Raw genomic sequence first — 22,696 nt, forward strand, 5'->3', positions numbered from 1 at the left:
CGATTGTGCAGCGCGCGACGGGGCGGTGTGCGCCGGGGGCGGCGGCGCCCGATACGCGGCCCGGGTCCGGCTTCGTCATTGGCCGGATTTCGACGGCGCCGTGCAGCCGCCCACGACGGGTGGTGCGCCGCTGGTCAGGAGCCGCCTCCGGGCGTGCGCCGTCCGCGTACGTACATGCGCCAGCCGAAGACCGCGCCCACCGCGAGCGCCACGGCGAAGCCTCCGGCGACCGCCCACCCCGTGGTCTGCGACCACCGGCCGGGTTCCCGGGAGACCTGCGCGGCGACCGGCCGCGCGGAGGCGGAGGGGCGCTCGGCGCCGCTCCGCGCTCCGTCGGCCGAGGGGGCGGCCCGGCCGCCCGGCGCGGCCACGAGGGAGCCGACCGGACGGGCCTTGCCCGCGGCACGGAACCCCCAGTCCAGCAGCGAACCCGCCTCGTGGTAAACGGCGTTGGACGCGCCGGACTGCGGATTCAGCACGGTCACCAACAGCGTCCGGCCACCCCGTTCGGCCGCGGCGATCAGCGTGTTGCCCGCGTTGCTGGTGTAGCCGTTCTTGACGCCGACGATGCCCGGATAGCGCCGCAATCCGTTCGCGCCGGACAGCAGCCGGTTGGTGTTCTGGATCTCGAACGAGGGACTGCCCTTGCTGGGGAACCGGGCCGTCGTCGTGGCGCAGTACCTGGCGAAGTCGGCGTTGGCGAGCCCCGCGCGGCCGAAGACGCTCAGGTCGTACGCCGAGGACACCTGCCCCGGGCTGTCGTACCCGTCCGGGGACTTCACCGAGGTGTCGCGGGCGCCCAGTTGCCGCGCCCTGGCCTGCATCTCGCGGGCGGTGGCCGTCCAGCCGCCGTTCATCGCGGCGAGCACCCGTACGGCGTCGTTGCCGGAGCGCAGGAAGACCCCGCGCCACAGGTCGGCGACCTGGTAGCTGCGGCCCTCCTTGATGCCGACGAGGCTGCTGCCCGGGCCGATGCCCGCCAGTTCCGCCGGGGTGACCTTGTGCACGGCTCCCGCGCGGAACTTCGGCAGCACGGTGACCGCGAACAGGGTCTTGAGGGTGCTGGCCGGGGCGAGCCGCTGGTGCGCGTTCCTGGCCGCCAGCACGTCGCCCGTACGGACGTCCGTCACCGTCCAGGCGCGGGCCGACACGCCGTCGGGCAGCGCGGGAGCCCCGGCCCCCGCCACCGTGCGCCCCGTACGGTCCCCCAGTTGGTCCGCCACCTGCCCCTTGGCCGCCCCCGCCCCCGGGTCCACGGCCCGCCGGCCCACCGCCACCTGCTCGGCGTGGGCCACCGCCGGTATGGAGGTGAGCGTCAGCCCGGTGGCGGCGATGACGGCCAGCACACCGGCATTCCGGGACAGAAGCGTCTCAAGTGCCATGTCTTCACGCTAGGAAGCCCGCACTTCGCCCGCAGAGGGGCCTACGCCAGACGGCCGAAGCGCCGAACGACCCGGCACATCAGAGGCCAAAGGCTCACGGGCGGCTACGGCAGCGGGGAGCGGTGCGGCCGCTCCGCGACACGGCAGGCGGAGCACATCCGCCCCGTACGCACGAGGACCCGCCCGGTGCGACGGGGGATGCACACCGGGCGGGCCTCACGACCTTTCTACCGCATGAAGGAACGGTTATGCCTCAAAAACTTGTTCGTCCCCCGATTCCCAGGCGACGGGGAGCGAGATCAAGCCACGTGCGCGCAGCGTGCGGCGGTAGCGCAGCCCGGACCGCGGAACATCCAGCCGCAGCCCGGGAAAACGGCTGATGAGAGCGGCCAACGCGGTCTCCGTCTCCATCCGCGCGAGGGCCGCGCCGAGGCAGTGGTGGATGCCGCGCCCGAACGTGAGGTGGCCCCCGGCGTCCCGGCCCGGGTCCAGCGTCCCGGCGTCGGGGAAGCGGTGCGGGTCCCGGTTGGCGGAGGCCAGGGAGAGCAGCACGGTCTCCCCCCGCGGCACCCGCACGCCACCGATCTCCACGTCCTCGACGGGGAACCGGCGGATGGCCAGCGAGACCGGTCCGTCGTAGCGGGCGAACTCCTCCACGGCCTTCGCGAGTTCGGCTGGATCCGCACGCAACGCCGTGAGGCGTTCGGGGTGGTCCAGCAGGGCGAGCACGGAATTGCCGATGAGGTGGACGGTGTTCTCGTAGCCGGCGAAGAGCAGGAGGAAGGCCAGCGAGGTCAGCTCGTCCTCGGTCAGCCGGTCCCCGTCGGTGTCCGGGCCCGCACCGCCGTCCGTACCGCTGTGCCCCTCCCCGTCCGTACCGCCGTCCCTGACCATGATCAGGTCGGACAGCAGGTCGTCCCCCGGGGCGGTCCGCTTGGCCGCGATCAGGCCGGTGTAGTACCGCATCATCGCCCCGACGGCCTGCTTCGTCTGCTCCGGCCGGGCCGGGTCGGGCGTGATCAGCGCGTCCGTCCAGCTCCGGAAGTCCGGGCGGTCCCGCTCCGGTACGCCGAGCAGGTCACAGATGACGGCGATGGGCAACGGACCGGCGTAACTCGCCATCAGGTCGGTCCGGCCGGCCTCCGCCACCGCGTCCAGCAGGCCGTCCGCGAGCCGCCGCACGGGCTCCCGCAGTTTCTCGACCCGGGCGGGGGTGAACGCCTTCGCCACCAGGCGGCGCACCCGCGTGTGGTCCGGGGGGTCCATGTTGAGCAGGTTGGCGTCCAGCGCGGGTGGCAGCGAGAACCCGCGGTAACCGCCCCCCGCATGGCGTTTGTCGAGCGAGAGCCGGGGGTCGGACAGTCCGCGGCGCACGTCCTCGTACCGTGTCACCAGCCATGCGGGCTGTCCGTCGGGGCCGGCGATGCGGTGTACGGGCCCGGCCTCCCGCAGCGCCGCGTAGCCGGCGTACGGGTCGTCCAGGAGGTGCGTCACGTCGATGAGGTCGTCGGGGCCGGTCTCGGCGGTCTTCTGCATGGTGCACGACTCTAGACACGTCGGCAGCCGGTCCGGTCGGGCGGCCGCCGGTGCCCTCGAAGCCGCCGCGCCATCGCGACACCCCGCCCCGCGCCTCAGTGCCGCTGCATGGCGCTGCGCTGCCGCAGCTCGGTGAGCACCGTGTCCGTCAGCGGCGAGTGGTAGACATCGGCGACCCGCGCCAAGTGCTCGAATTCGGCCGACAGTTCGGCCACATCTCCGGGGCAGGCACCACCGGCCCGGCCGACCGGCAGTTGCTCCCGGCCCCCGGCCGCCCCCGGCCGGGCGCGCTCCCCCGCCCGCTCCTCGGCCATCACCACCACACTGTCGGAACCGAGGACGGGTACGAGGCCGATCGCCCGGTTCTCCAGTCCGCGGCGCAGCGCGGCAGCCTCCGCGACGGCCGCCAACTGCCGTTCGTCCGCCACGACCGCGCGCCCGCGCTCCCGCGCGATGTCGATGGTGTCCGACTCCACGTACCGCCGGATGCCGCGCTGGACGTCCCGGATCTCCGCCATCTGCCGGTCGGCGCGCCGCTGGAGGCCGGTGAGCCGCCACCGGCCGGCCCCGGCCGGACGCCGCGCGGCCACCTCGGGAGCTTGCGCGGCGACGTCCTTCCACAGCGGGTGCAGGCGGCGCAGCCGGCGCCAGGCGTACGCCCGGGTACCGGCGGCCGGCAGCGCGAGTCCGGCCAGCACCAGGACCGCGGCGACCGACGCGCTCAGCGGCGCCACCCCGTCGGAGAGCCACGGCGCCTCGTGCCCGGCCCAGGACAGCACGCAGCCGGCCAGCTTGCAGGCGCAGTACACCAGGCCGAGCCAGCAGCCGGTGGCCAGCACCCGCAGGCCGCGGGCGAGCCAGGACGGACCGACTCGGCGGGCGTAGCGCGGGCAGAGGGTGCCCAGCCCCGCGAGGCTCGCGCCGAAGATGGCCAGATACAGCACCAGGAACGTCATCACGCCCGGCGAGCCGGTGTACGCCGTACTGAAGTCGCGGGAGTCCTCCACGCCGCCCGGCCGCCCGACGGCGAAGCACAGGACCGCGAGCGCCCAGGCGACGGCCACGGCCGCCACCGCCGCGCGGGACCGCCTCCGGGCCCGCGCGCGGCCCTCCGCCCCCGTACCGCTGTTCCAGCGCAACAGCAGGACGAACGCGCCGGCCGAGAAGACCACGACCGCGGAGTAGAGAACGACCATCGACAGGTTCGGCACACCGGTCAGCCGGTCGAACCACCGGTACACGCCGGGGGCGGAGAGGACGAACCCGGTCGCGACACAGGCGCTCATCACACAGGTCAGACCCAGGTCCGTGTTGCCGCGGTCGCCGAGCCAGGCGCGTGTCTTGAGGACGACGACGGCCCAGGCCGCCCCGCCGAAACACAGGTACAGCACGTCAAACACCCGTTCCCCCGTCCGTGGTAACTGTGCCGGCGCCGCTCGCGGCGTCGTCCTTCCCGTCCGCGCCGCCCGCGCGTCCCGTGCCGTTCCGCTCGGCGCGCCGGTGCCGCAGTGCGGGCTCCCGGGCCGCGGCGAGGCCGGCGGCTCGTCCCGTCGGGCCGGGCCCGTGGTCGGGCGCCGAGGGCGCCACCCGCTCCATGAGCAGCGCGACCAGCACGGTGTGTGTCCGGTGCCAGGGTGCGGTCCGGCGTTCGCAGAAGATCCGGTACCCGTCGGCGGTACGGGACGTCAGGCCGGACGTGGTACCACCCAGCCTCGTCGGCACGATCCGTACGGGCTCCCCCAGGCGCGCCGCGACGGCGTCGCACACGTCCGCCTGGATTGTCGGTCCGGGCAGGCCGAGTTCCGTGATCAGTCGGCGGCACCGGTACCGTGCGCGCCGGGCCCGCGGGCCCGGCGCGCAGGCGGCCCCACCGTTTCGTACGCACGCTCCGCGCCCCGTTCCCGGTCCGCGCGCCCCCCATCAGCATCCGCCCCCCGGCTGCGTTCCCCCGGATTCCGGCCGCCCCGCGCCCCGCACGCAGTTGCCACCGCCGAAACCGCAGCCCGCATCCTGTCACGCGCGCGATATCGCGCACCAGTGCACTTACGGTCAGCGAAAAGCGCGGAAACCGCGGCCCATGACCGAGGATTCCCAGCTCGGACCGGCGCGAACGGCCGGAGCCCGACCGGAGCCCGACCGGTGGCCGTCCGCACCGGCCGCGCCGGCCGGACCGCGTCATGACCGGTTCGAGCTCTGGCCCGAACGCCCCGGCCTGCGTCCGTGGTTGCGCCCTGTCCATGGACAAGCGGCCGGGCCACCGGCCCCCGGCCCACACATGGCGCGCAGACACCGTTCAACAACGGCGCCAGATCCCCGACCTAGACCCTTACCGGCCATTTCGCTCGGTGTCGGCCCGGGAGTCGTGCCGGAGTGCTGACAGAGCGCGTCGAGCGGCCGGTGAAGGACGGGCTGCCGGGGCACCGGAGCCGGTCCGGCGGGGCATGACGCCTGCTCAGGTGGGCGCGGGGCGGGGCCGACGGCGGGCGGCGAAAGCACCTCCGCGGCGCTCGCCCGTCGCCACAGGTTCCCCACGCGGAACAGCCCGTTGGACGGTGTACGGCGATTGATCCCGCCGAGACACGATCGTAGTGTGGCGCGAGTTACCAGCGTGCTTCAGGCGCCCGCCCCGTCCTGCTCAGCTCCGTCCACGGGGAGTCCGCGCTGCTTCGCCAGACCGGTGATCGGGCCGGGGAAGGGGGAACCCATGCGCACCGGAGCGGCCCGTCCCGTGACCCGGCCCGCAGAGGCCGCGTCCGTACGGCGACGCGTGTGCCGCCCGCGCGAGGACACCGTCCACCTCGGCGACGCCGTACCGGCCGCCTCTTCGTGAAGTCCCGGTAGTCCCGCGAGGAATGTCTGTGCTGCAGTGACGGAGATCGTCGACGGGGGTCACATGGAACGTGCACCGATCCTGCCGTGCTGCCGGGCCCCGGGCCCGTCGGCGCGGCGCGGCATGCCCGGCACCGCCCCGGCCACGACGCGTCCGCGACGCGCGGTTCCCCCGTACACGTACACGGCGCGAAGACGCCGCCCGGCAGAGTGAACCGGAGTCGATTCGCCCCGCCTGGAGGTGGCTACGTTCTTTCGGTCTGCACCGCTTGATTCTCGCTGCGAAGAGGTCCGAAAGGTGAGGTAATGACCGGTCATCAGTACTCCAGCACGCTTGACGGGACCGACCAGGACGAGCTCACTGCACTGACCGGGGAGACGGCACCGGACACGGTCGGCACACGCGGGAGAGCGGAGGCGAACTCCGCCCAGCGGGTACCGATCGGCACACTGGCGGTGGGGGACGGCCCGCGTTTCACAGGTGAGGACGTCGCCCACACCCGGCTGCTGTCGGAAGTGGTCGACGACCTGCCCCCCATCGTCGTGCACCGGAGCACCATGCAGGTGATCGACGGTGTGCACCGCCTGCGGGCCATGCACCTGGCCGGCCGGGACAGCGTCCGGGTGGAGTTCTTCGACGGGAGCGAGGACAGCGCCTTCGTCCGGGCGGTCGAGGCGAACGTCCGGCACGGGCTGCCGCTGTCCGTGGCCGAGCGCCGAGCGGCCGCCGTCCGGATCATGTCCTCCCATCCGGACTGGTCCGACCGGCGGATCGCCGCGGTCGCCGGACTGTCCGCCAGGACCGTGGCCGACATACGGTCGTCGAGCGACTCCGTCCGGGAGGCGGACGAGGTGCGACTGGGGCGGGACGGCCGTGCGCGGCCCCTCGAAGCCGCCGACGGGCGCCGGCTCGCCGGCCGTCTCATCGCCGCACGGCCCGAGGCGTCGCTGCGGGAGATCGCCAAGGACGCGGGCATCTCACCGGAGACCGTGCGGGACGTACGGCAGCGGCTGGCCCGTGGTGAGGACCCGGTGCCGCAGAGCCGCCGCGGCAAGCCCGGCCGGACCCGGCGGGACGTCAGTTACGAGCGGGTACGGCCGGGCCGGGTCGTCGAACGGATCCCGAACGGCCCGGCGTCCCACGACCGTCAGGCGGCCATCGTCCAGGCCCTGCGGCGCGATCCGTCACTGCGGCTGTCGGAATCGGGCCGGCTGCTGCTGCGCTGGCTGGAGGTCTCCCTGTCCGCCGCCAGGGAATGGGACCGCATTCTGGGCGCCGTCCCCAGCCACCGGACGCAGCAGATGGCCGATCTCGCCAAGTCCTTCGCCGAGGACTGGGGCCGGCTGGCCGACCAGGTCGGCAGCCGGACGGCACCGGATCAGTCGACGCCGGATCGGACGGCTCCAGATCAGACGACACCGGATCGGACACCGGAGTCGACTGCTGTGACGCCGCTCGCCTCAGGGGGTGTCCAACTGCGTAAATCCGCAGTTGGACACCCCCCGTCGGCGGAGGCGGACATCGGCCTCGTGTGACCGGCCGCGGCGTGGCGCCGCACCCGGCCGGCCGGTCCGTTCCGTTCGCCGTCAGGACGCCGGATCACCCGACGCCGCCGGCCGGTCCGGCACCGGCCGGGAGTGATCGCCGACGGGCGCCCGTACCTTCCTCCGCCAGCCCGCGGCCGCGGCCAGGAAGGCGTCGTTGTCCTCCGGTGACCCCACTGAGACCCGCAGGCCCTCTTCCGGGAAGGTGCGCACCGCGACCCCTCGGGCGGCACACCACTCGCCGAAGGCGGTGCTGGCGGCGCCCAGACGCAGCCACACGAAATTGGCTTCGCTGTGCGGCACGTCCCACCCGTCGGCGCGCAGCGCCCCGCGCACCCGGGTCCGTTCGGCGACGAGGTCGTCGGCCCTGGCGAACAGCTCCTTCCGGTGGTGCAGCGCGGCCGACGCGGCGGCCTGCGCGACGCTGCTCAGCGAGTACGGGAGGCACGCCTTGCGCAGTTGGGCGACGAGGTACGGCGAGCCGATGAGGTAGCCGATCCGCAGTCCCGCGAGCCCGTACGCCTTGGAGAACGTGCGCAGCACGACGAGGTTGGGGTGGTCCGCCACCAGGGCGATCGCGCTCCGCGCCGCCGGGTCACGCACGTACTCGAAGTACGCCTCGTCCACCGCGACGAGACAGTCCTCGGGTATCCGGTCCACGAAGGCGCGCAGTTCCTCGGCGTCGAGCAGGGTGCCCGTCGGGTTGTTCGGGTTGCACAGCAGGACCAGCCGGGTGCGGTCGCCGACGTGCCGCGCCATCGCGGGCAGGTCGTGCCGCTCGGCCACCAGCGGCACCCGGACGCTGCGCACGCCGGCGAGGTCGGCGAGGACCGGGTACAGCTCGAACGTCCGCCAGGCGTGGACCACTTCGGCCTGCGGTTCGGCGACGGCCTGGAAGAGCATCTGGACCAGCGCGATGGAGCCGGCCCCCAGAGCCACCTGGTCCTCGGCGACACCGTGGGTCCGCGCGAGCTGTGCCGTCAGGTCGGTCCCGTGGAAGTCGGGGTAGCGGTTCACCGTGCCCGCCGCCCCGTCGACCGCCGCGAGGATGCCGGAAAGCGGCTCGCGCGGGGACTCGTTCGCCGCGAGCGGATGGAATTCCCCCGTCGCGGACCGCACGGGCCGCGACGGGAGATAGGCGGGCAGGTCGTCGAACACCGGCCGGATACGCGGCCTTCGCATGGCACCTCCGGGATCCGCGGGTGAAGGGATTCGACGGTAGCCAGGAAGCCGGAAGGACGACAGGACCACGAAGCCTTTTCCGGTGTGCGCGGTGGAGAGTTCGGAGAGCCCCCGGCGGCCGTGTACGAAGCCCGTCCGTCCACCCCCTCCGTCAACCGCCCGGTAACTACCGGAAAAGACGCTCGGTGGACAGGGTCCGGCGCGTTGGACAGCGGCCGGGCAGTTCGACGTCCGCCCTGTTCCCGGTGCGGTGGTGATTACTTGATTGGACGGAGACGGCGACACGACAATGTCGTTCGCCGAGTACGCACCTGTCGCCCCTCTTCCCGAGGACATCGCCCTCGAATTCGGAGCCGCGAATGAGCGTCAATGATTCCACCCACGACGGCGAGACAGCCGCTGATCTGGCCGCGGTGGCCGCCCTGCTCGAAGTAGCCGAGGAACTCGGAATATCCCCGCTGCTGGACCGCCCGGAGCCTTTCACGGTCGAGGACGTGGCCGAAGCGACCGCCGCGCCTTTGGGAAACTGCGCCGAGTTCGTGCGTGCCTTGCAGGTCGCGGGCCTGGTCGACCGTATCGACGACTCTCCGCGGTTCCGGCCGTGTGCCGACATGGCGGACCGCAGGTACGAGTCGGGATATCTGTCGTGGGCCATGAACGCGAACCGGCCTTACATCGAGCACGCGCTGGAATTCCTCCGCGACCCGGACGCGGCGGGCGAGAAGTACGACCGTGACGGCCGCTGGGTGGCCGTTTCGTCGCGCTGGGTCGGTTCGCAGGGCTTCTATCCGCACGCGTTCTCGCAGATCGTGGACTCCCGTCCGGCCAAGGTGGCCGACCTGGGCGCGGGCGCCGGAGGGCTCCTCGTCCACCTGCTGCGTACCCTCCCGGACTGTACGGGGGCCGCGATCGACATGAGCGCCGCGGCCTGCGCGGAGGCCAGGCGGGCCGCGGAACGTGCCGGTGTGGCGGACCGGCTCGACGTGGTGAACCGCAGCATCGAGTCGCTGGTGGCCGACCCCGCGCCGCTGCGGGACGCCGACGTCGTGCACGCGGGGTTCGTGATGCACGACGTGGTGAGTGATCCCGACACGTTCCTCGCGGTGCTGCGCACCTGCCGGTCGGTCACGGCGGAGGGCTGCCGTCTGATCGTCACCGACGCGGTGCCCTATGTGACCGATGCGCGGGAGCGGGCGTTCAGCTCGCTCTTCACCTATCTGCACGCGAGTTCGATGGATATCCGGCTGCCCGCCGAGGAGGAGTGGCTGGACCTTTTCCGCCGGGCGGGATACAGCGACGTCCGGTGCACGGCGCACCGCATGCCGACCGGACGCATGTTCGTGGCGCGTGGCTGACCTTTCTCGGCCCGCCGATGAAGAAACGTTCCACCGCGGCTGTTCACCTCCTCACCGACGGCCTTTCCTGCCAAAGGGGATCACTGTGCCGGAAAACCCCTTCGACCCGCCCGATGCCACGTTCCTCGTCCTCGTGAACCAGGAGTTCCAGCACTCCCTCTGGCCGGCGCCGGTCACCGTCCCCGACGGCTGGGACGTGGTGCACGAAGGCCCGCGGGCCGACTGCCTCGACTACGTCGACCGCCACTGGACGGACCTGCGACCGGCCAGCCTGGCACGCTCCCTGGACCCGTCCGGTCCGCGGTCGGCGGGGTGAGCCGGTGGATCTCCCAGACGACAAGGAGTCGCTCCCGGTGACAGACGCCCCAGCGGCCGAGACCGTGCTGGACCGGTTCGCGGATCAGGTGCGGCGGCGCCCCGACGCGCCGGCGCTGGTCTGCGGGCCGGAGGAAGTGACCTACCAGGAGGCCGACCGGCGGTCCGACGCGCTGGCCCACCGGCTGATCGCCTCCGGCGTGGGCCCCGAGACACCGGTGGCCGTGCTGGTCAACCGCTCGGTCGAACTGATCGTTTCGCTGCTCGCCGTGCTGAAGGCCGGCGGCGCGTACGTACCGCTGGAACGGCGCAACCCGGCGGAGCGGCACCGCGTGGTGATGGCCGAGTCACGGGCCGAGGTGCTGCTGGTCGATCCCGCGTCGAGCACACGGTTCGCGCACCAGGCCACCACCCTCGTGGTCGAGCCGGGCGGGACGCCCGCCCCCGACTCCCCACTGCCGCGCCCGGCCGTCCACCCCGACCAGCTCGCCTACGTCATGTTCACCTCCGGGTCGACCGGCGTTCCGAAGGGTGTCGGCGTGACCCACGGCGATGTCGTCGCGCTGGCGAGCGACAGCGCGTTCGCCGGCGCGGCCCACCGCCGGGTTCTGGTGCACTCGTCCTACGCGTTCGACGCCTCCACCTACGAGATGTGGGTGCCGCTGCTCAACGGGGGCTGCTGTGTGATCGCCCCGCCCGGTGACCTCGACGTCGCGACGATGGCGCGGACCCTCACCGAGCACCGGCCGACGGCGGCCGCGATGACCACGTCCCTGTTCAACCTCATGGTGGAGGAGGCACCGGAGGCACTCGGTGTGCTGCGCGAGGTCTGGACCGGCGGCGAGGCCGTGTCGGCCAGGTCGATCCGCTCGTTGCGCGCCGGCCACCCCGGCACCCGGGTCGTCAACGGCTACGGGCCGACGGAGGCCACCACCTTCTCGACCGGATTCATGGTGCCGGCCGAGGGCGGGATCCCGGACAACGTGCCGATCGGCGGCGCGCTCGACGGCGTACGGACCTATGTGCTCGACGAGCGGCTGCGGCCGGTCGGGCCGGGGCAGTTGGGCGAGCTGTACGTGGGCGGCGCCGGGCTGTCCAGAGGGTACGTCAACCGGCCCGGGTTCACCGCCCAGCGGTTCGTCGCCGACCCGTTCGCCGGGGCGGGCGAACGGATGTACCGCACCGGGGACCTGGTGCGCCGCACCGGCAGCGGCGATCTGGAGTTCGCCGGCCGGGCCGACGACCAGGTCAAGATCCGCGGTTTCCGGATCGAGCCGGGCGAGGTGCAGACCGTCGTCCAGTCCGACGCGGCGGTCCGGCTGGCCGGGGTCGTGGTCCGCCAGGACGCCGACGGGGACCGGAGCCTGGTCGCCTACGTGGTGCCTGCCGACCCGTCGGCGGGTGTCGACCTGGCGGGGCTGCGCGAGCGGGTGGCCGCCAGACTGCCCGGCTACATGGTGCCCGCGGCTTTCGTACCGCTCGCCACACTTCCGCTGACCGCCAACGGGAAGCTCGACCGGGAAGCGCTGCCGGAGCCCGAACGCGTCCCCGGGCCGTCGTCCGCGGCACGGCGGACGGCCGACGCCCCGCGCGGCGCGGTGGAGGAGATCCTTTGCGGGCTGTTCGCCGACGCGCTCGGCAGGGAGCGGGTCGGCCCCCGGGACAGCTTCTTCGAGCTGGGCGGCCACTCGATGATCGCCATGCGGCTGGTGGCCCGGATCCGCTCCACTCTGGGCGTGCACTTCGCCCTCGCCCAGCTCTTCCAGGAGCCCACGCCCGCCGGTGTGGCACGCGTGGTCGGCCAGGGCGCGGCGCGGGACCGCGACCCCGTACCGCTGGCCCGGCAGGAGCCGCGTACCGAGCCGGTACCGCTGTCCTTCGCCCAGCAACGGCTCTGGTTCATCGACCAGATGGAAGGGCCCAGCGCCACCTACAACGTCCCGGTGGTGGTCCGCCTGCGCGGCGCGGTGGACGTGCCCGCGCTCCGCTCGGCCGCGCACGACCTGGTCGCCCGCCACGAGGCGCTGCGCACCCTGTTCCCGACGGTGGACGGCGCCCCCTGCCAGCGGATCGTGCCCGTCGACCAGGTGTCCCTGGAGCTGCCCGTCGTCGAGGTCACACGCGGCGCGGTGGACGCGGAACTGCGGCGGGCCGTCCGGCACGTCTTCGACGTCACGACGGACCTGCCGCTGCGCTGCCGGCTGTTCGAGATCACCGACCCGCCGGGGCCGGAGCCCGAGTACGTCCTGCTCGTCCTGGTGCACCACATCGCGTGCGACGGTGTGTCGTTGCGGCCGCTGCTGACGGACCTGGACCACTGTTACCGCGCGCGTGCGGCCGGGGTACGTCCGGACACCGATCCCCTGGCCGTGCAGTACGCGGACTACGCCGTGTGGCAGCGCGCGTCGCTCGGCGACGAGCAGGACGAGTCCAGCGTGCTGGCCCGGCAGCTCGACTACTGGGCCACCACACTGGACGGGATGCCCGGGCAGCTGGACCTGCCCTACGACCGGCCGCGACCGGCCGCGGCCAGCCACCGCGGCGAGACCATCGAGACCGCCACGGACCCGGCGCTGCACCGGGCGTTGGCGGAACTCGCCCGGCAGCACAACTGCACCCTGTTCATGGTGCTCCAGGCCGGGGTGGCCGCTCTGCTCAGCCGTCTGGGCAGCGGCCACGACATCCCCATGGGCACGGTGGTCACCGGCCGGGCCGACGCCGAACTGGACGACCTGGTCGGCTTCTTCGTCAACACCCTGGTGGTACGCGCCGACACCTCGGGCGACCCGACGTTCGCCGAACTGCTGCGCCGGACCAGGGACGTCGACCTGGGCGCCTTCGCCCACCAGGACGTGCCGTTCGACCTCGTCGTGGAACGGTGCAATCCGCAGCGGTCGCTCGGCAGGCACCCGCTGTTCCAGGTCCTGGTGGCCCTGGACCACGGCTTCATGAACCAGCGCGAGCGGTTGTTCGGCGCCGAGGCCACGCTGTCCGCGATGCCCACCGAGACGGCGAAGTTCGACCTGTCGGTGGACTTCGCCCAGCGCCTGGACGAGCAGGGCGCCCCGGCCGGGCTGGGAATCTTCCTGGAGTACGCGACCGACCTGTTCGACCGCGACACGGTGGTGGCCGTCGGCGACCGTATCGTCCGGCTGCTCACGGCCGTGGCCGCGGACCCGGACCGGCGGATCGGTGAGATCGACCTGCTCGCCCCGTGGGAACACCGGCTGCTGCTCACCGACTGGAACGGCGCGCAGCAGGCGGAGCCCGCGCTCGACACGCCGGTCCGGATACGCGGGACGGCGGCCCGGCGTCCGGACGCGGTCGCCGTGTCCGCCGCCGGCCAGGAGCTGACCTACGCCGGACTGGTGCGGGCCGCCGACGCCGTACGCCGGGAACTGGACGCCGCCGGAGCCGGGGCCGACACCGTGACCGCGGTGCTGTCCGAACGCGGCCCCTGGTTCGTGGCCGCCGCGCTCGGGGTGCTCGACAGCGGCGGCGGATACCTGGCGATCGACCCGGGGGTGCCGGTGGCCCGCGCGGCACAGTTGCTGCGGGAGGCGGACGTACACGTCCTGCTGGCGGCCGACGGGCTCCGGGACCGGGCCGCCGCCGTCGCGGCCGCCTGCCCCGACCACCCGCTGACGGTGCTCACCCCCGAGGCCACCGGACCGGCGGAACCCGAGGCGCCCGTCGCCGCCGTGGCCCGCGACGCGCTCGCCTACTGCGTGTTCACCTCCGGATCGACCGGCACGCCCAAGGGCGTCCTGGTCACCCGCCGGGGGCTGTCCCACCACCTCGCCGTGGTCGTCGACACGTACGGACTCGACGAGCGCGACACGATCGCCTTCAACGCGCCCCTGACGTTCGACGTCGCGGTCTGGCAAGCCCTGACCGCGCTGACCGTCGGCGGGCGGGTGCACGCCATGGACGACGACACGGCCCGTGACCCGTTCGCCCTGCTGGACGCCGTCGCGGAGCACGGCGTGACGGTGCTCCAGATCGTCCCCGGCGTGCTGGACGCCGTCCTGAACGCCTGTGCCGCCGACCCCGCCGCTGCCGCCAAGGCCGGGGGCCTGCGGTGGATGCTGGTGCACGGCGAGGAGCTGCCGACCGGGCTGGTCCGGCGCTGGCACGAACGGTTCCCCGACATCCCGCTGGCGAACGTGTACGGCCCCGCCGAGTGCACCGACGACGTCTCCATCGCGGTGCTGCGCCGCGAGGCGACCGCCGCGTCCGGCCGGCCGCCGATCGGCCCGCCGCTGCCCAACACCCGGTGTTACGTGCTCGACGACCGGCTCCGGCTGGTGCCGCCCGGCGTCGTCGGTGAGCTGTACGTGGCGGGTGCGGGCGTCGCCCGGGGCTACGTCCGGCGGCCGTCGCTGACCGCCGAACGCTTCACCGCCGACCCGTTCGGCCCGGCCGGTACCCGGATGTACCGCACCGGTGACCTGGTCCGGTGGAACCGCGACGGTGACCTGGAGTTCGTCTCCCGCGCCGACCACCAGGTGAAGATCCGCGGTCACCGGGTCGAACCGGGCGAGATCCAGGCCGCGCTGGAGAGCGACCCCGGCGTCGGGCAGGCCGCCGTCGTGGTGTCCGGGGCGGACGAACTGGTCGCCTACGTCACACCGGCGGAGCCCGGCGGCGACGTCACGGCCGGGCGGCTGCGCCGACGGCTCGTCGACCTGGTGCCCGCGTACATGGTGCCGTCGGCCTTCGTCGCGCTCGACGCGCTGCCGCGCACCGGCAACGGCAAGCTGGACCGGGCGGCGCTGCCCGCACCGCAGCCGGCCCCGGACCGGGCTCTCGCCACGCCGCGGAACCCCCGGGAGGAGGCCCTGTGCGCGCTGTTCGCCAGGCTGCTCGGCCGGCCCCGGGTCGGCGTGGACGAGGACTTCTTCGCACTCGGCGGGCATTCCATGCTGGCCATGCGGCTGATCGTCGGCATACGGGAGGAACTGGGCCTGTCCGTGTCGGTGCGCACGCTGTTCCGGAACGCCACGCCCGCAGCGATCCTCGCGGCCGAGCCGGACGGCAGCGCACGGCAGGACTTCGACATCGTCCTGCCGCTGCGGACCGGATCGGACCGCCCGCCGCTGTTCTGCGTGCACCCGGCCTCCGGACTGGCCTGGAGCTACCGGGAGCTGGCCCGGCAACTGGCCGTCGACACACCGGTGCTCGGGATTCAGGCGCCGGGCCTGCGGGACGGCGCGCCGGTCCCGGGGTCCGTCGCGGACATGGTGGAGCTGATGACCGCCGAGATCCGGCGGGCGTGCCCGTCCGGCCCCTACCGGCTGCTCGGCTGGTCGCTGGGCGGCAACATCGCGCACATGCTGGCCACCCGGCTGCAGGAGGAGGGCGCCGAGGTCGAGCTGCTGGCGCTGATCGACGCGTACCCCGGTGAGACGTGGCACTACCCGGCCTTCGCCGGCCAGAGCCAGTGGGACGAGTTCGCCCTGCTGGCCACGCTGGGCGCGACGGTGCCCGAGGAGATCGGATCGGCCGACCGGCTGCGGCACGCGCTGGCCGGTCTGCGCCGGACGGCACTCGACCGACTGGCGCTGGACGAAGCCACGTTGCAGCGGCTCGTGGACGTGGGCGTGAACGCCAGCCGGCTGACCGCCGCGTGGCGGCCGGACACGTTCCGCGGGACGGCCCTGTTCTTCACCGCGACCCACGGCCGGGGGCCGGGCTGGCCGGAACCGGCGGCCTGGCGGCCTTACGTGGAAGGCCTGGTGGAGACACCGCTGCCGTGCCGTCACGAGGAGGTCCTGACCGACATGCCACGGAAGCTGATCGTCGACGCGGTCGCGGCCGCCCTCGGCGCCGACAAAGGAGCTCTGACGCGATGAGCGCACTGCGCAACGGTGACGCGCGGGCGCCGCGGGCGGCCTTCCTGTTTCCCGGGGAGCCCGGCTACGACGAGTCCCGGGCGGTGTGGAACGCCATGCACGACCGCCGCCCGGTGTGCGTCGTACGGTGCCGGACGGCGGCGGACGTGAGCGAGGCCCTGCGCTTCGCCGCGGCCGAGGGGCACCCCGTGACGGTACGGGGCGGTGGCCACAACGTGGCCGGCGCGGCGGTCGCGGACGGCGCGGTGCTGATCGACCTCTCGCCGATGCGCGGCGTGCTCGTCGACGCGCGGGCCGGGGTGGCGTACGCCGACGGCGGCTGTCTGCTGCGTGACGTGGACGCCGCCACCACCCGCTACGGCCTGGCCTGCCCGGCGGGCGTGGTGTCGCACACCGGGCTGGGCGGACTCGCCCTCGGCGGCGGCTACGGCTGGCTCGCCCGTACCTGGGGGCTGACCTGTGACCACATCCTGGCGGCGGAAGTGGTGCTCGCCGACGGCTCGATCGTGGAGGCCGACGACGCCGGGCACCCGGACCTCCTGTGGGCGCTGCGCGGCGGCGGTGGCGGCAGCGTCGGTGTCGTCACCCGCTTCACCCTCCGGCTGCGGCCGGTGGGCCCGGTCCATCACCACGTGGCGCAGTACTCGCTGGACACGGCGGCGCAGGCCCTCGCTGCGTACCGCGACTTCGCCGAGCAGCAGCCCTCCACCCTGCACACGGTGGGCGCGCTCAAGCGGGTGCCCGCACGGGCGGCCGGCGGCGGGGGCGGCGATGTCGTACTCCGGCTGAGCGCCGCCTACTTCGGCGACCCGCAGGACGGGCCGCGGCGGCTCGCGCCGCTGCTGGACGCCGCGCCGCCGCAGACGTCCGCCGGCCGCGTACTCCCCTACCTGGAGCTCCAGGCGCTCGGCGACCACAGCGAACCGCCGGGCCACCGCTACTACACCAAGTCCTGCTACCTGCCCGACCTGTCGGCGCAAGCCGTCCAGTCACTGCTGGCCGGCGCCGGTGAGATGCCTTCGCACCTGTCCAGCATCGACTTCGAGTTCCTGCGGGGCGCCATCGCCGAAGACCCCGGGCACGACAGCGCCTTCCCGCACCGCGACGCGCCGTACATCGTCACCGCCTCGGCCCAGTGGACCGATCCCGCGGACGACGAGGAGAACGCCGCCTGGGCCCGGGGGTGCGCCCGGCGCCTGGAGGCGTTCCGCCTGCCCGGTGTCTACCTGAACTACGCCCAGGACACGGAAGGGGCGCCGGAGGACGTCCATGGAACCGAACGAGCGCGGCGGCTGGCCGCCGTGAAGGAGACCTACGACCCCGGACACATCCTGCGCGGTGCCCAGTCCATGGCAGCCGTGCGGCCACCGACCCAGGCGTTCGAAGGGATGCACGAATGACCCGGAGCACCATGACCCAGAACTCCGTGCGGCCGCCGTCCGTGTTCGACAGCAACGAGCCGGACGCCTTCGTGACGGCGTTGCGCTCCCCCTGGTACTCGCTCGTCGCCGAGCTGTACGACGTCGTCCTCACGGCCACCGGCGACTACGCCCGCTCCCGCGGCCTGCGCAGTTTCCCGCTGCCGCTGACCACCCGGTCGGTGACCTGCCCCACCGCCCTGGGCAGCGATTCCGAACCGGTACCGGTGACCGTGCTGGGTGTGCAGACCTACCTTCCGGACTCACTGCAGTTCGCCCTGGAGTACGGCTGCCGCCTGGCGCCGGGCGGCACGTTCGCCGTCACCCCGTCGTTCCGCGGCGAGACTCCCGACGCGACCCATCTGAACGAGTACACGCACAGCGAGGCGGAGATCCCAGGAGACCTCGACGACCTGATCAGCTACACGAGCGGGTACGTCAGCGCGCTGTCCGCCGCCATCCTCGACCGGCTCGGCGACCGGCTGGCGGCCACCCGGGGCGATGTATCCCACCTGGAACGGATGGCGTGCGCCGCGGGGTTCGAGCAGCTCACGTTCGACGAGGCGGTGCGCGTGGTGGCCGACGTGGACGGCTGCGTACGGGACGAGGGCAGTTGGCGGGTGCTGACCCGCAAGGGAGAGCGGCTGCTGATGCGGCGGGTGAGCGAATTCCTGTGGGTACGGCACTTCGACGCGCTGAGCGTGCCGTTCTACCAGGCGTTCGCGGACGACAGCGGCGCGACCGCGCGGAACGCGGACCTGTACTTCGGCCTCGGCGAGATCATCGGCTCCGGCGAACGGCACGCGGACGCGCAGACCCTGCGCAAGTCCATGGCGGCACACGACGTCAACGAACAGGACTACGCGTGGTACGTGCGCATGCGGGAGGAGTTCCCGATGCGCACGTCCGGATTCGGCATGGGGGTCGAGCGCTTCCTCATGTGGGTGCTGCACCACGACGACATCCGGGACATCCCGGTCCTGTCACGGCTCAACGAGCCACGGGAATTCCCCGCTGCCGTGAACCGGCCGTAAGCGACGGCTGGATGCCACGGGTGGACGCGATGCATGACATTCCGGGCCGGCCCCGTACCCGCTGGGGAGTGTTCGCCCGCCCCGATTTCCGCCGGCTCTGGCTGGGCGAGACCGTGAGCGGACTGGGCAACAGCATCACCGTGGTGGCCCTGCCGCTGATCGCGGTCGTGGTGCTGGACGCCGACTCCACCGCCGTCGGCCTGATCTCCGCGGCGGTGTGGCTGCCCTGGCTGCTGGTGGGGCTGCCGGTGGGCGCGTGGGTGGACCGGATGCGCAAACGGCCACTGATGATCGCGTGCGACCTGGTGTCCGCCGTCGCGCTGGTGAGCATTCCGCTGGCGGCGTGGGCCGATGTCCTCACCCTCCGGCAGTTGCTCCTCGTCGCGCTGGTCTGCGGCACCGCGGCGGTGTGTTTCAACACCGCCTACCACTCCTACATCCGGATCGTGCTGGACGGCCGCGACCTCCTGGAGGGCAATGCCAAGCTGCAGGGCAGCGAGGCCGCCACCCAGGTCGCCGGGCCGGGCGCGGCAGGGCTGCTCGCCCAGGCGGTCGGCGCGGTCAGCGGGCTGGTGGCCGACGCGGTGACGTTCCTGGTCTCCGCGTGCTGCCTGAAGCGGATCGACGTGGTCGAGCCGGCCCCCGCCCGCGACGAGGAACGCGTCCCGCTGCGGCGGCAGATCGCCGAAGGGCTCCGCTTCCTCGGCCGCGACCCGTACCTGCGCTCGATGGTCACCTGGGGCGCCGTGCTCAACATGGCGCTGATGGGCTCCCAGGCGGTCCAGGTCGTGTTCCTGGTCCGTACCCTCGGCCTGAACTCGGCCATGGTCGGGCTGCTGCTCACCAGCAGCAGCGTCGGCGGCCTCGTCGGGGCGCTGGTGACCACCCGGGTCACCCGGCGGATCGGCACCGGACGCGGACTGCTGCTGCTCCAGGTGGTCACCGCGCCGTTCGCGCTGCTCGTGCCGTTGGCCTCCGACGGGCCCGGGCTGCTGCTGTTCGCGGTCGGCGCCTTCGCCCTCGGCGTCGGCATCGCCGTGGCCAACGTCGTGGTCGGCAGCTTCCGGCAGACCTACTGCCCGCCGCGCCTGCTCGGCCGGGTCGTGGCGACGGCCATGATGCTCAACCACAGCACCATTCCGCTCGGTTCCCTGCTCGGCGGCGTGCTGGGCGACGCGGTCGGCCACCGGCCGACCCTGTGGATCATGGCGGGCGTCATCGCGCCCTGCTGGCTGATCCTCGCCCTGAGTCCGATGCGCCGCGTGCGCGACCTTCCGCTGAGCCACGCGTCGGAACAGGTCCACCAGCAACTGAAGGGAGAAAAGAGTGCCACCTGACCGGAACGAACCCCTGCGTGTCGCCATTCTCGGTGCCGGACTCATCGGCATCGATCTCCTGATGAAGATCCGGCGTTCCCCCGTGCTCGACTGCCGGCTGGTGGTCGGGCGGCAGGACGGCGGCCTCGGGCTGCGCCGGGCGGCCGACCTGGGCTGTGCCACCGCCGGGGACGGCATCCGGTCGCTGGTCGCGGCCGACCGCCCGTTCGACATCGTCTTCGACGCCAGTAACGCGGTCTCCCACGTCGAGCACTGGAAGTGCCTCGAACCGCTGGGCACCCGGCTCGTCGACCTGACCCCGAGCATGGTCGGGCACATGGTCGCGCCGACGGTGAACGGGGCGGACGCGACGGCGCACCGCAACATCAACCTGATCAGTTGCACCGGGCAGGCGGCGGTACCGATCCTGCACGCCCTGACCCGGCAGTTCCCCACCAGCTACATCGAGGTGGTCACCACGGCGGCCAGTTCGAGCGTGGGCCGGGCGACCCGGCTGAACCTCGACGAGTACATCGACACCACGCAGGACGCCGTCCGCACGTTCACCGGCGTCCCGGACGTCAAGGTCATGGTCAACCTGAGCCCCGCGTCCCCGCCGACGACGTTCCGGGTGGCGCTGTCCGTCCTCGGCACCGGGTTCGACGCCGACGCGGTTCGCCACGTCGTGACGGAGGCGGCCGCGCAGGTCAGCGCCTTCGCTCCCGGATTCGCGGTCAAGGCGTGCACGGCGGCCGACGACCGGGTGTTCGTCGCCGTCGAGGTCGCCGCCACCGGCGACCGCATCCCGCGCCACGTCGGGAACCTGGACATCATCAACTCGGCCGCCGTACTGATCGCCGAGCGGTGCGCACGGGACAGTGCGCCGGCCACCACCCTGGGGGTGTCATGAGCCAGCCCGACGGACGACGTCGGGTCGTGATCCACGACCCGACGCTGCGCGACGGCCACCACGCCGTACGGCACGCCCTGAGCCGCGAGCAGTTGAGCCGGTACGCGGCGGCCGCCGACGCCGCCGGTGTCCCCGTGGTGGAGGTGGGCCACGGCAACGGCCTCGGCGCCTCCTCCCTCCAGGTCGGCCGGGCCGCGCTGAGCGACGACGAGATGCTCTCGGCGGTCCGCGAGGCGCTGCCCAACAGCAAGATGGGCGTCTTCATGCTGCCCGGCTGGGGGACGGCCGACGATCTGCGCCGGGCCCTGGACCACGGCGCGGACGTGGTGCGGCTGGGCACCCACTGCACCGAGAGCGACCTGACGGAACGTCACCTCGGTTTCCTGCGGGACGCGGGCGCCGACGCCCAGTGCCTCCTGCTGATGAGTCACATGGCCGACGCCGCGCGGCTGGCCAAGGAGTGCCGCCGGCTGGAGGGCTTCGGGGCGACGGCGGTCGGGATCTTCGACTCCTCGGGCCACTATCTGCCCCCGGACGTCACGGAGCGGATCTCGACGATCGTCGACGCCGTCCGCGTACCGGTCATCTTCCACGGCCACAACAACCTCGGCATGGCCGTCGCCAACTCGGTGGCCGCGGCGCAGGCCGGCGCCACCGTCATCGACGCCTGCGCCCGGGGGTTCGGCGCGGGCGCCGGCAACACCCAGCTCGAAGTCGTGGTGCCGGTGCTGGAACGGACCGGCTTCGCGACGGGCATCGACCTCTACAAGCTGCTGGACGCGGCCGACCTCGCCGAACGGGAACTCATGCCGGCGCCTCCCACCATCGACTCGGTCAGCCTGGTCAGCGGGCTCGCGGGCGTCTTCTCCGGCTTCAAGACGCGCGTACTGGACATCGCCGGCCGGGAAGGGGTGGACCCCCGCGACATCTTCTTCGAACTCGGCCGGCGGCAGGCGGTGGCCGGGCAGGAGGACCTCATCGTCGACGTCGCCCTGGAACTGCGGGGAGCGCGCGGATGACGGCCGGGACGGCAGCCGGACGGACACCGTCGGCCGGACGGCCACCGGACGCCGCGGTGATCTGCGGCATCGGATACTGGCTGCCGCCGCTCGCCGTGAGCAACGCGGAGCTGTGCGCCCGCCTCGACACCACCGAGGAGTGGATCACCCGCCGTACGGGCATCCGGTCCCGGCGCGTCGCCGGACCCGGCCTGTCCACGGCGGACCTGGCCACGGAGGCCGGCGCCCGGGCGCTGAAGTCCGCCGGCGACCAGGAGGTACAGGCGGTGGTGCTGGCCACCACCACGCCGGACCGCACCTGCCCGGCGACCGCTCCCGAAGTCGCCGCCCGGCTCGGCCTCAGCGGGGTGGCCGCCTTCGACGTGGCGGCGGTGTGCACGGGCTTCCTCTACGCGCTGGCCTCGGCCACCGGCCTGATCGCCGCCGGCCACGCCGACCGCGTCCTGGTGGTCGCCGCCGAGCGGTTCACCACCCTGCTCGACCCCGCCGACCGGACCACGGTGCCGATCTTCGGCGACGGTGCGGGCGCGGTCGTCCTCCGGCGCGGCACCGCCGCCGAGCCGGGCGCGGTCGGCCGGGTCGTGCTGGGCAGCGACGGCGAACAACAGGACCTGATCTGCGTCACGGACGGCTACTTCCGGATGCAGGGCCGCGCGGTGTTCCGGCAGGCCGTGGAGCGCATGGCCGAGGCGGCGCGGGCCGCGGCCCGGTCGGCCGGCTGGCGGACGGACGACGTGGACCGGCTGGTCGCCCACCAGGCCAACGCCCGGTTGTCGGCCGCGGTCGCGTCCGAGCTGGAGATCCCGGCGGAGCGGCAGGCGCAGAACATCCAGGACGTGGGCAACACCGCGGCCGCGTCGATCCCGGTCCTGCTGGGGCAGGCCACGGCGGAGGGCACGCTGACGCCCGGCGACCGGGTGCTGATCACCGCCTTCGGCGGTGGCCTGACCTGGGGCGCGACCACGGTGGTCTGGCCAGAACTGAAGACGGCGGCATAGAC

Annotated in this window: 16 protein-coding genes; 11 read left to right on the forward strand and 5 right to left on the reverse strand. The window is 73.2% G+C overall.

Annotated elements, in window-relative coordinates; translation table 11 throughout:
- Positions 1-134: 134 nt before the first annotated feature.
- The 4 genes from AB0A97_RS12230 to AB0A97_RS12245 all read right to left on the reverse strand — a co-directional run bounded on the left by AB0A97_RS12230 (position 135) and on the right by AB0A97_RS12245 (position 4,685).
- On the reverse strand, positions 135-1,382 hold the full coding sequence (locus AB0A97_RS12230) for a serine hydrolase (RefSeq protein WP_361148069.1): 1,248 nt from the start codon (positions 1,380-1,382) through the stop codon (positions 135-137).
- Between the two features lie 246 nt (positions 1,383-1,628).
- Positions 1,629-2,918, reverse strand: coding sequence for a cytochrome P450 (locus tag AB0A97_RS12235; RefSeq protein WP_361148071.1), 1,290 nt, complete (start codon positions 2,916-2,918; stop codon positions 1,629-1,631).
- Between the two features lie 95 nt (positions 2,919-3,013).
- Positions 3,014-4,318 carry an MAB_1171c family putative transporter gene (locus AB0A97_RS12240; RefSeq protein ID WP_361148073.1) on the reverse strand — a complete coding sequence of 435 codons (1,305 nt, stop codon included), beginning with the start codon at positions 4,316-4,318 and terminating at the stop codon, positions 3,014-3,016.
- A complete protein-coding gene (locus tag AB0A97_RS12245) occupies positions 4,311-4,685 on the reverse strand; it encodes a hypothetical protein (protein WP_361148075.1) in 375 nt (124 codons plus the stop codon). The genes AB0A97_RS12240 and AB0A97_RS12245 overlap by 8 nt, the downstream gene beginning before the upstream one ends.
- Before the next feature lie 937 nt (positions 4,686-5,622).
- On the opposite strand from AB0A97_RS12245, the gene AB0A97_RS12250 reads away from it, so the two are divergent.
- Entirely contained in the window at positions 5,623-5,748 is a 126-nt protein-coding gene (locus AB0A97_RS12250; protein WP_361148077.1) for a hypothetical protein, read from the forward strand.
- A 305-nt stretch (positions 5,749-6,053) separates the two neighbouring features.
- Complete coding sequence (locus tag AB0A97_RS12255; RefSeq protein ID WP_361148079.1) at positions 6,054-7,283, forward strand: ParB N-terminal domain-containing protein; 1,230 nt, start codon at positions 6,054-6,056, stop codon at positions 7,281-7,283.
- A gap of 51 nt (positions 7,284-7,334) precedes the next feature.
- Here the strand turns inward: AB0A97_RS12255 and hisC are convergent, their stop codons facing one another.
- Positions 7,335-8,474, reverse strand: a complete 1,140-nt coding sequence (gene hisC / locus AB0A97_RS12260; RefSeq protein WP_361148081.1) for a histidinol-phosphate transaminase — start codon at positions 8,472-8,474, stop codon at positions 7,335-7,337.
- Positions 8,475-8,833: 359 nt separating this feature from the next.
- Here hisC and AB0A97_RS12265 point away from each other — a divergent pair, with 359 nt between their 5' ends.
- From AB0A97_RS12265 to AB0A97_RS12305, 9 genes are all read left to right on the forward strand, one after another.
- Positions 8,834-9,829 (forward strand): class I SAM-dependent methyltransferase, encoded by a 996-nt coding sequence (locus AB0A97_RS12265; RefSeq protein ID WP_361148083.1) that lies wholly within the window; start codon positions 8,834-8,836, stop codon positions 9,827-9,829.
- Positions 9,830-9,914: 85 nt separating this feature from the next.
- Positions 9,915-10,145 carry an MbtH family NRPS accessory protein gene (locus AB0A97_RS12270; RefSeq protein ID WP_361148085.1) on the forward strand — a complete coding sequence of 77 codons (231 nt, stop codon included), beginning with the start codon at positions 9,915-9,917 and terminating at the stop codon, positions 10,143-10,145.
- A 37-nt stretch (positions 10,146-10,182) separates the two neighbouring features.
- Complete coding sequence (locus AB0A97_RS12275; protein ID WP_361148087.1) at positions 10,183-15,999, forward strand: amino acid adenylation domain-containing protein; 5,817 nt, start codon at positions 10,183-10,185, stop codon at positions 15,997-15,999.
- Positions 15,996-17,399 carry an FAD-binding oxidoreductase gene (locus tag AB0A97_RS12280; protein ID WP_361148089.1) on the forward strand — a complete coding sequence of 468 codons (1,404 nt, stop codon included), beginning with the start codon at positions 15,996-15,998 and terminating at the stop codon, positions 17,397-17,399. Before AB0A97_RS12275 ends, AB0A97_RS12280 begins: the two co-directional genes overlap by 4 nt.
- Complete coding sequence (locus AB0A97_RS12285) at positions 17,396-18,451, forward strand: amino acid--tRNA ligase-related protein (protein WP_361148091.1); 1,056 nt, start codon at positions 17,396-17,398, stop codon at positions 18,449-18,451. Before AB0A97_RS12280 ends, AB0A97_RS12285 begins: the two co-directional genes overlap by 4 nt.
- 29 nt (positions 18,452-18,480) lie before the next feature.
- Positions 18,481-19,788, forward strand: a complete 1,308-nt coding sequence (locus AB0A97_RS12290) for an MFS transporter (protein ID WP_361148093.1) — start codon at positions 18,481-18,483, stop codon at positions 19,786-19,788.
- On the forward strand, positions 19,778-20,677 hold the full coding sequence (locus AB0A97_RS12295; RefSeq protein WP_361148095.1) for an acetaldehyde dehydrogenase (acetylating): 900 nt from the start codon (positions 19,778-19,780) through the stop codon (positions 20,675-20,677). The genes AB0A97_RS12290 and AB0A97_RS12295 overlap by 11 nt, the downstream gene beginning before the upstream one ends.
- Positions 20,674-21,696, forward strand: a complete 1,023-nt coding sequence (gene dmpG, locus AB0A97_RS12300) for a 4-hydroxy-2-oxovalerate aldolase (protein WP_361148097.1) — start codon at positions 20,674-20,676, stop codon at positions 21,694-21,696. The genes AB0A97_RS12295 and dmpG overlap by 4 nt, the downstream gene beginning before the upstream one ends.
- The gene (locus AB0A97_RS12305) at positions 21,693-22,694 is read left to right on the forward strand and encodes a beta-ketoacyl-ACP synthase III (RefSeq protein ID WP_361148099.1); all 1,002 of its coding nucleotides are present in this window, start codon (positions 21,693-21,695) and stop codon (positions 22,692-22,694) included. Before dmpG ends, AB0A97_RS12305 begins: the two co-directional genes overlap by 4 nt.
- Positions 22,695-22,696 lie beyond the last annotated feature (2 nt).

The organism is Streptomyces sp. NPDC045470, assembly GCF_040646595.1.
Taxonomy (GTDB): domain Bacteria; phylum Actinomycetota; class Actinomycetes; order Streptomycetales; family Streptomycetaceae; genus Streptomyces.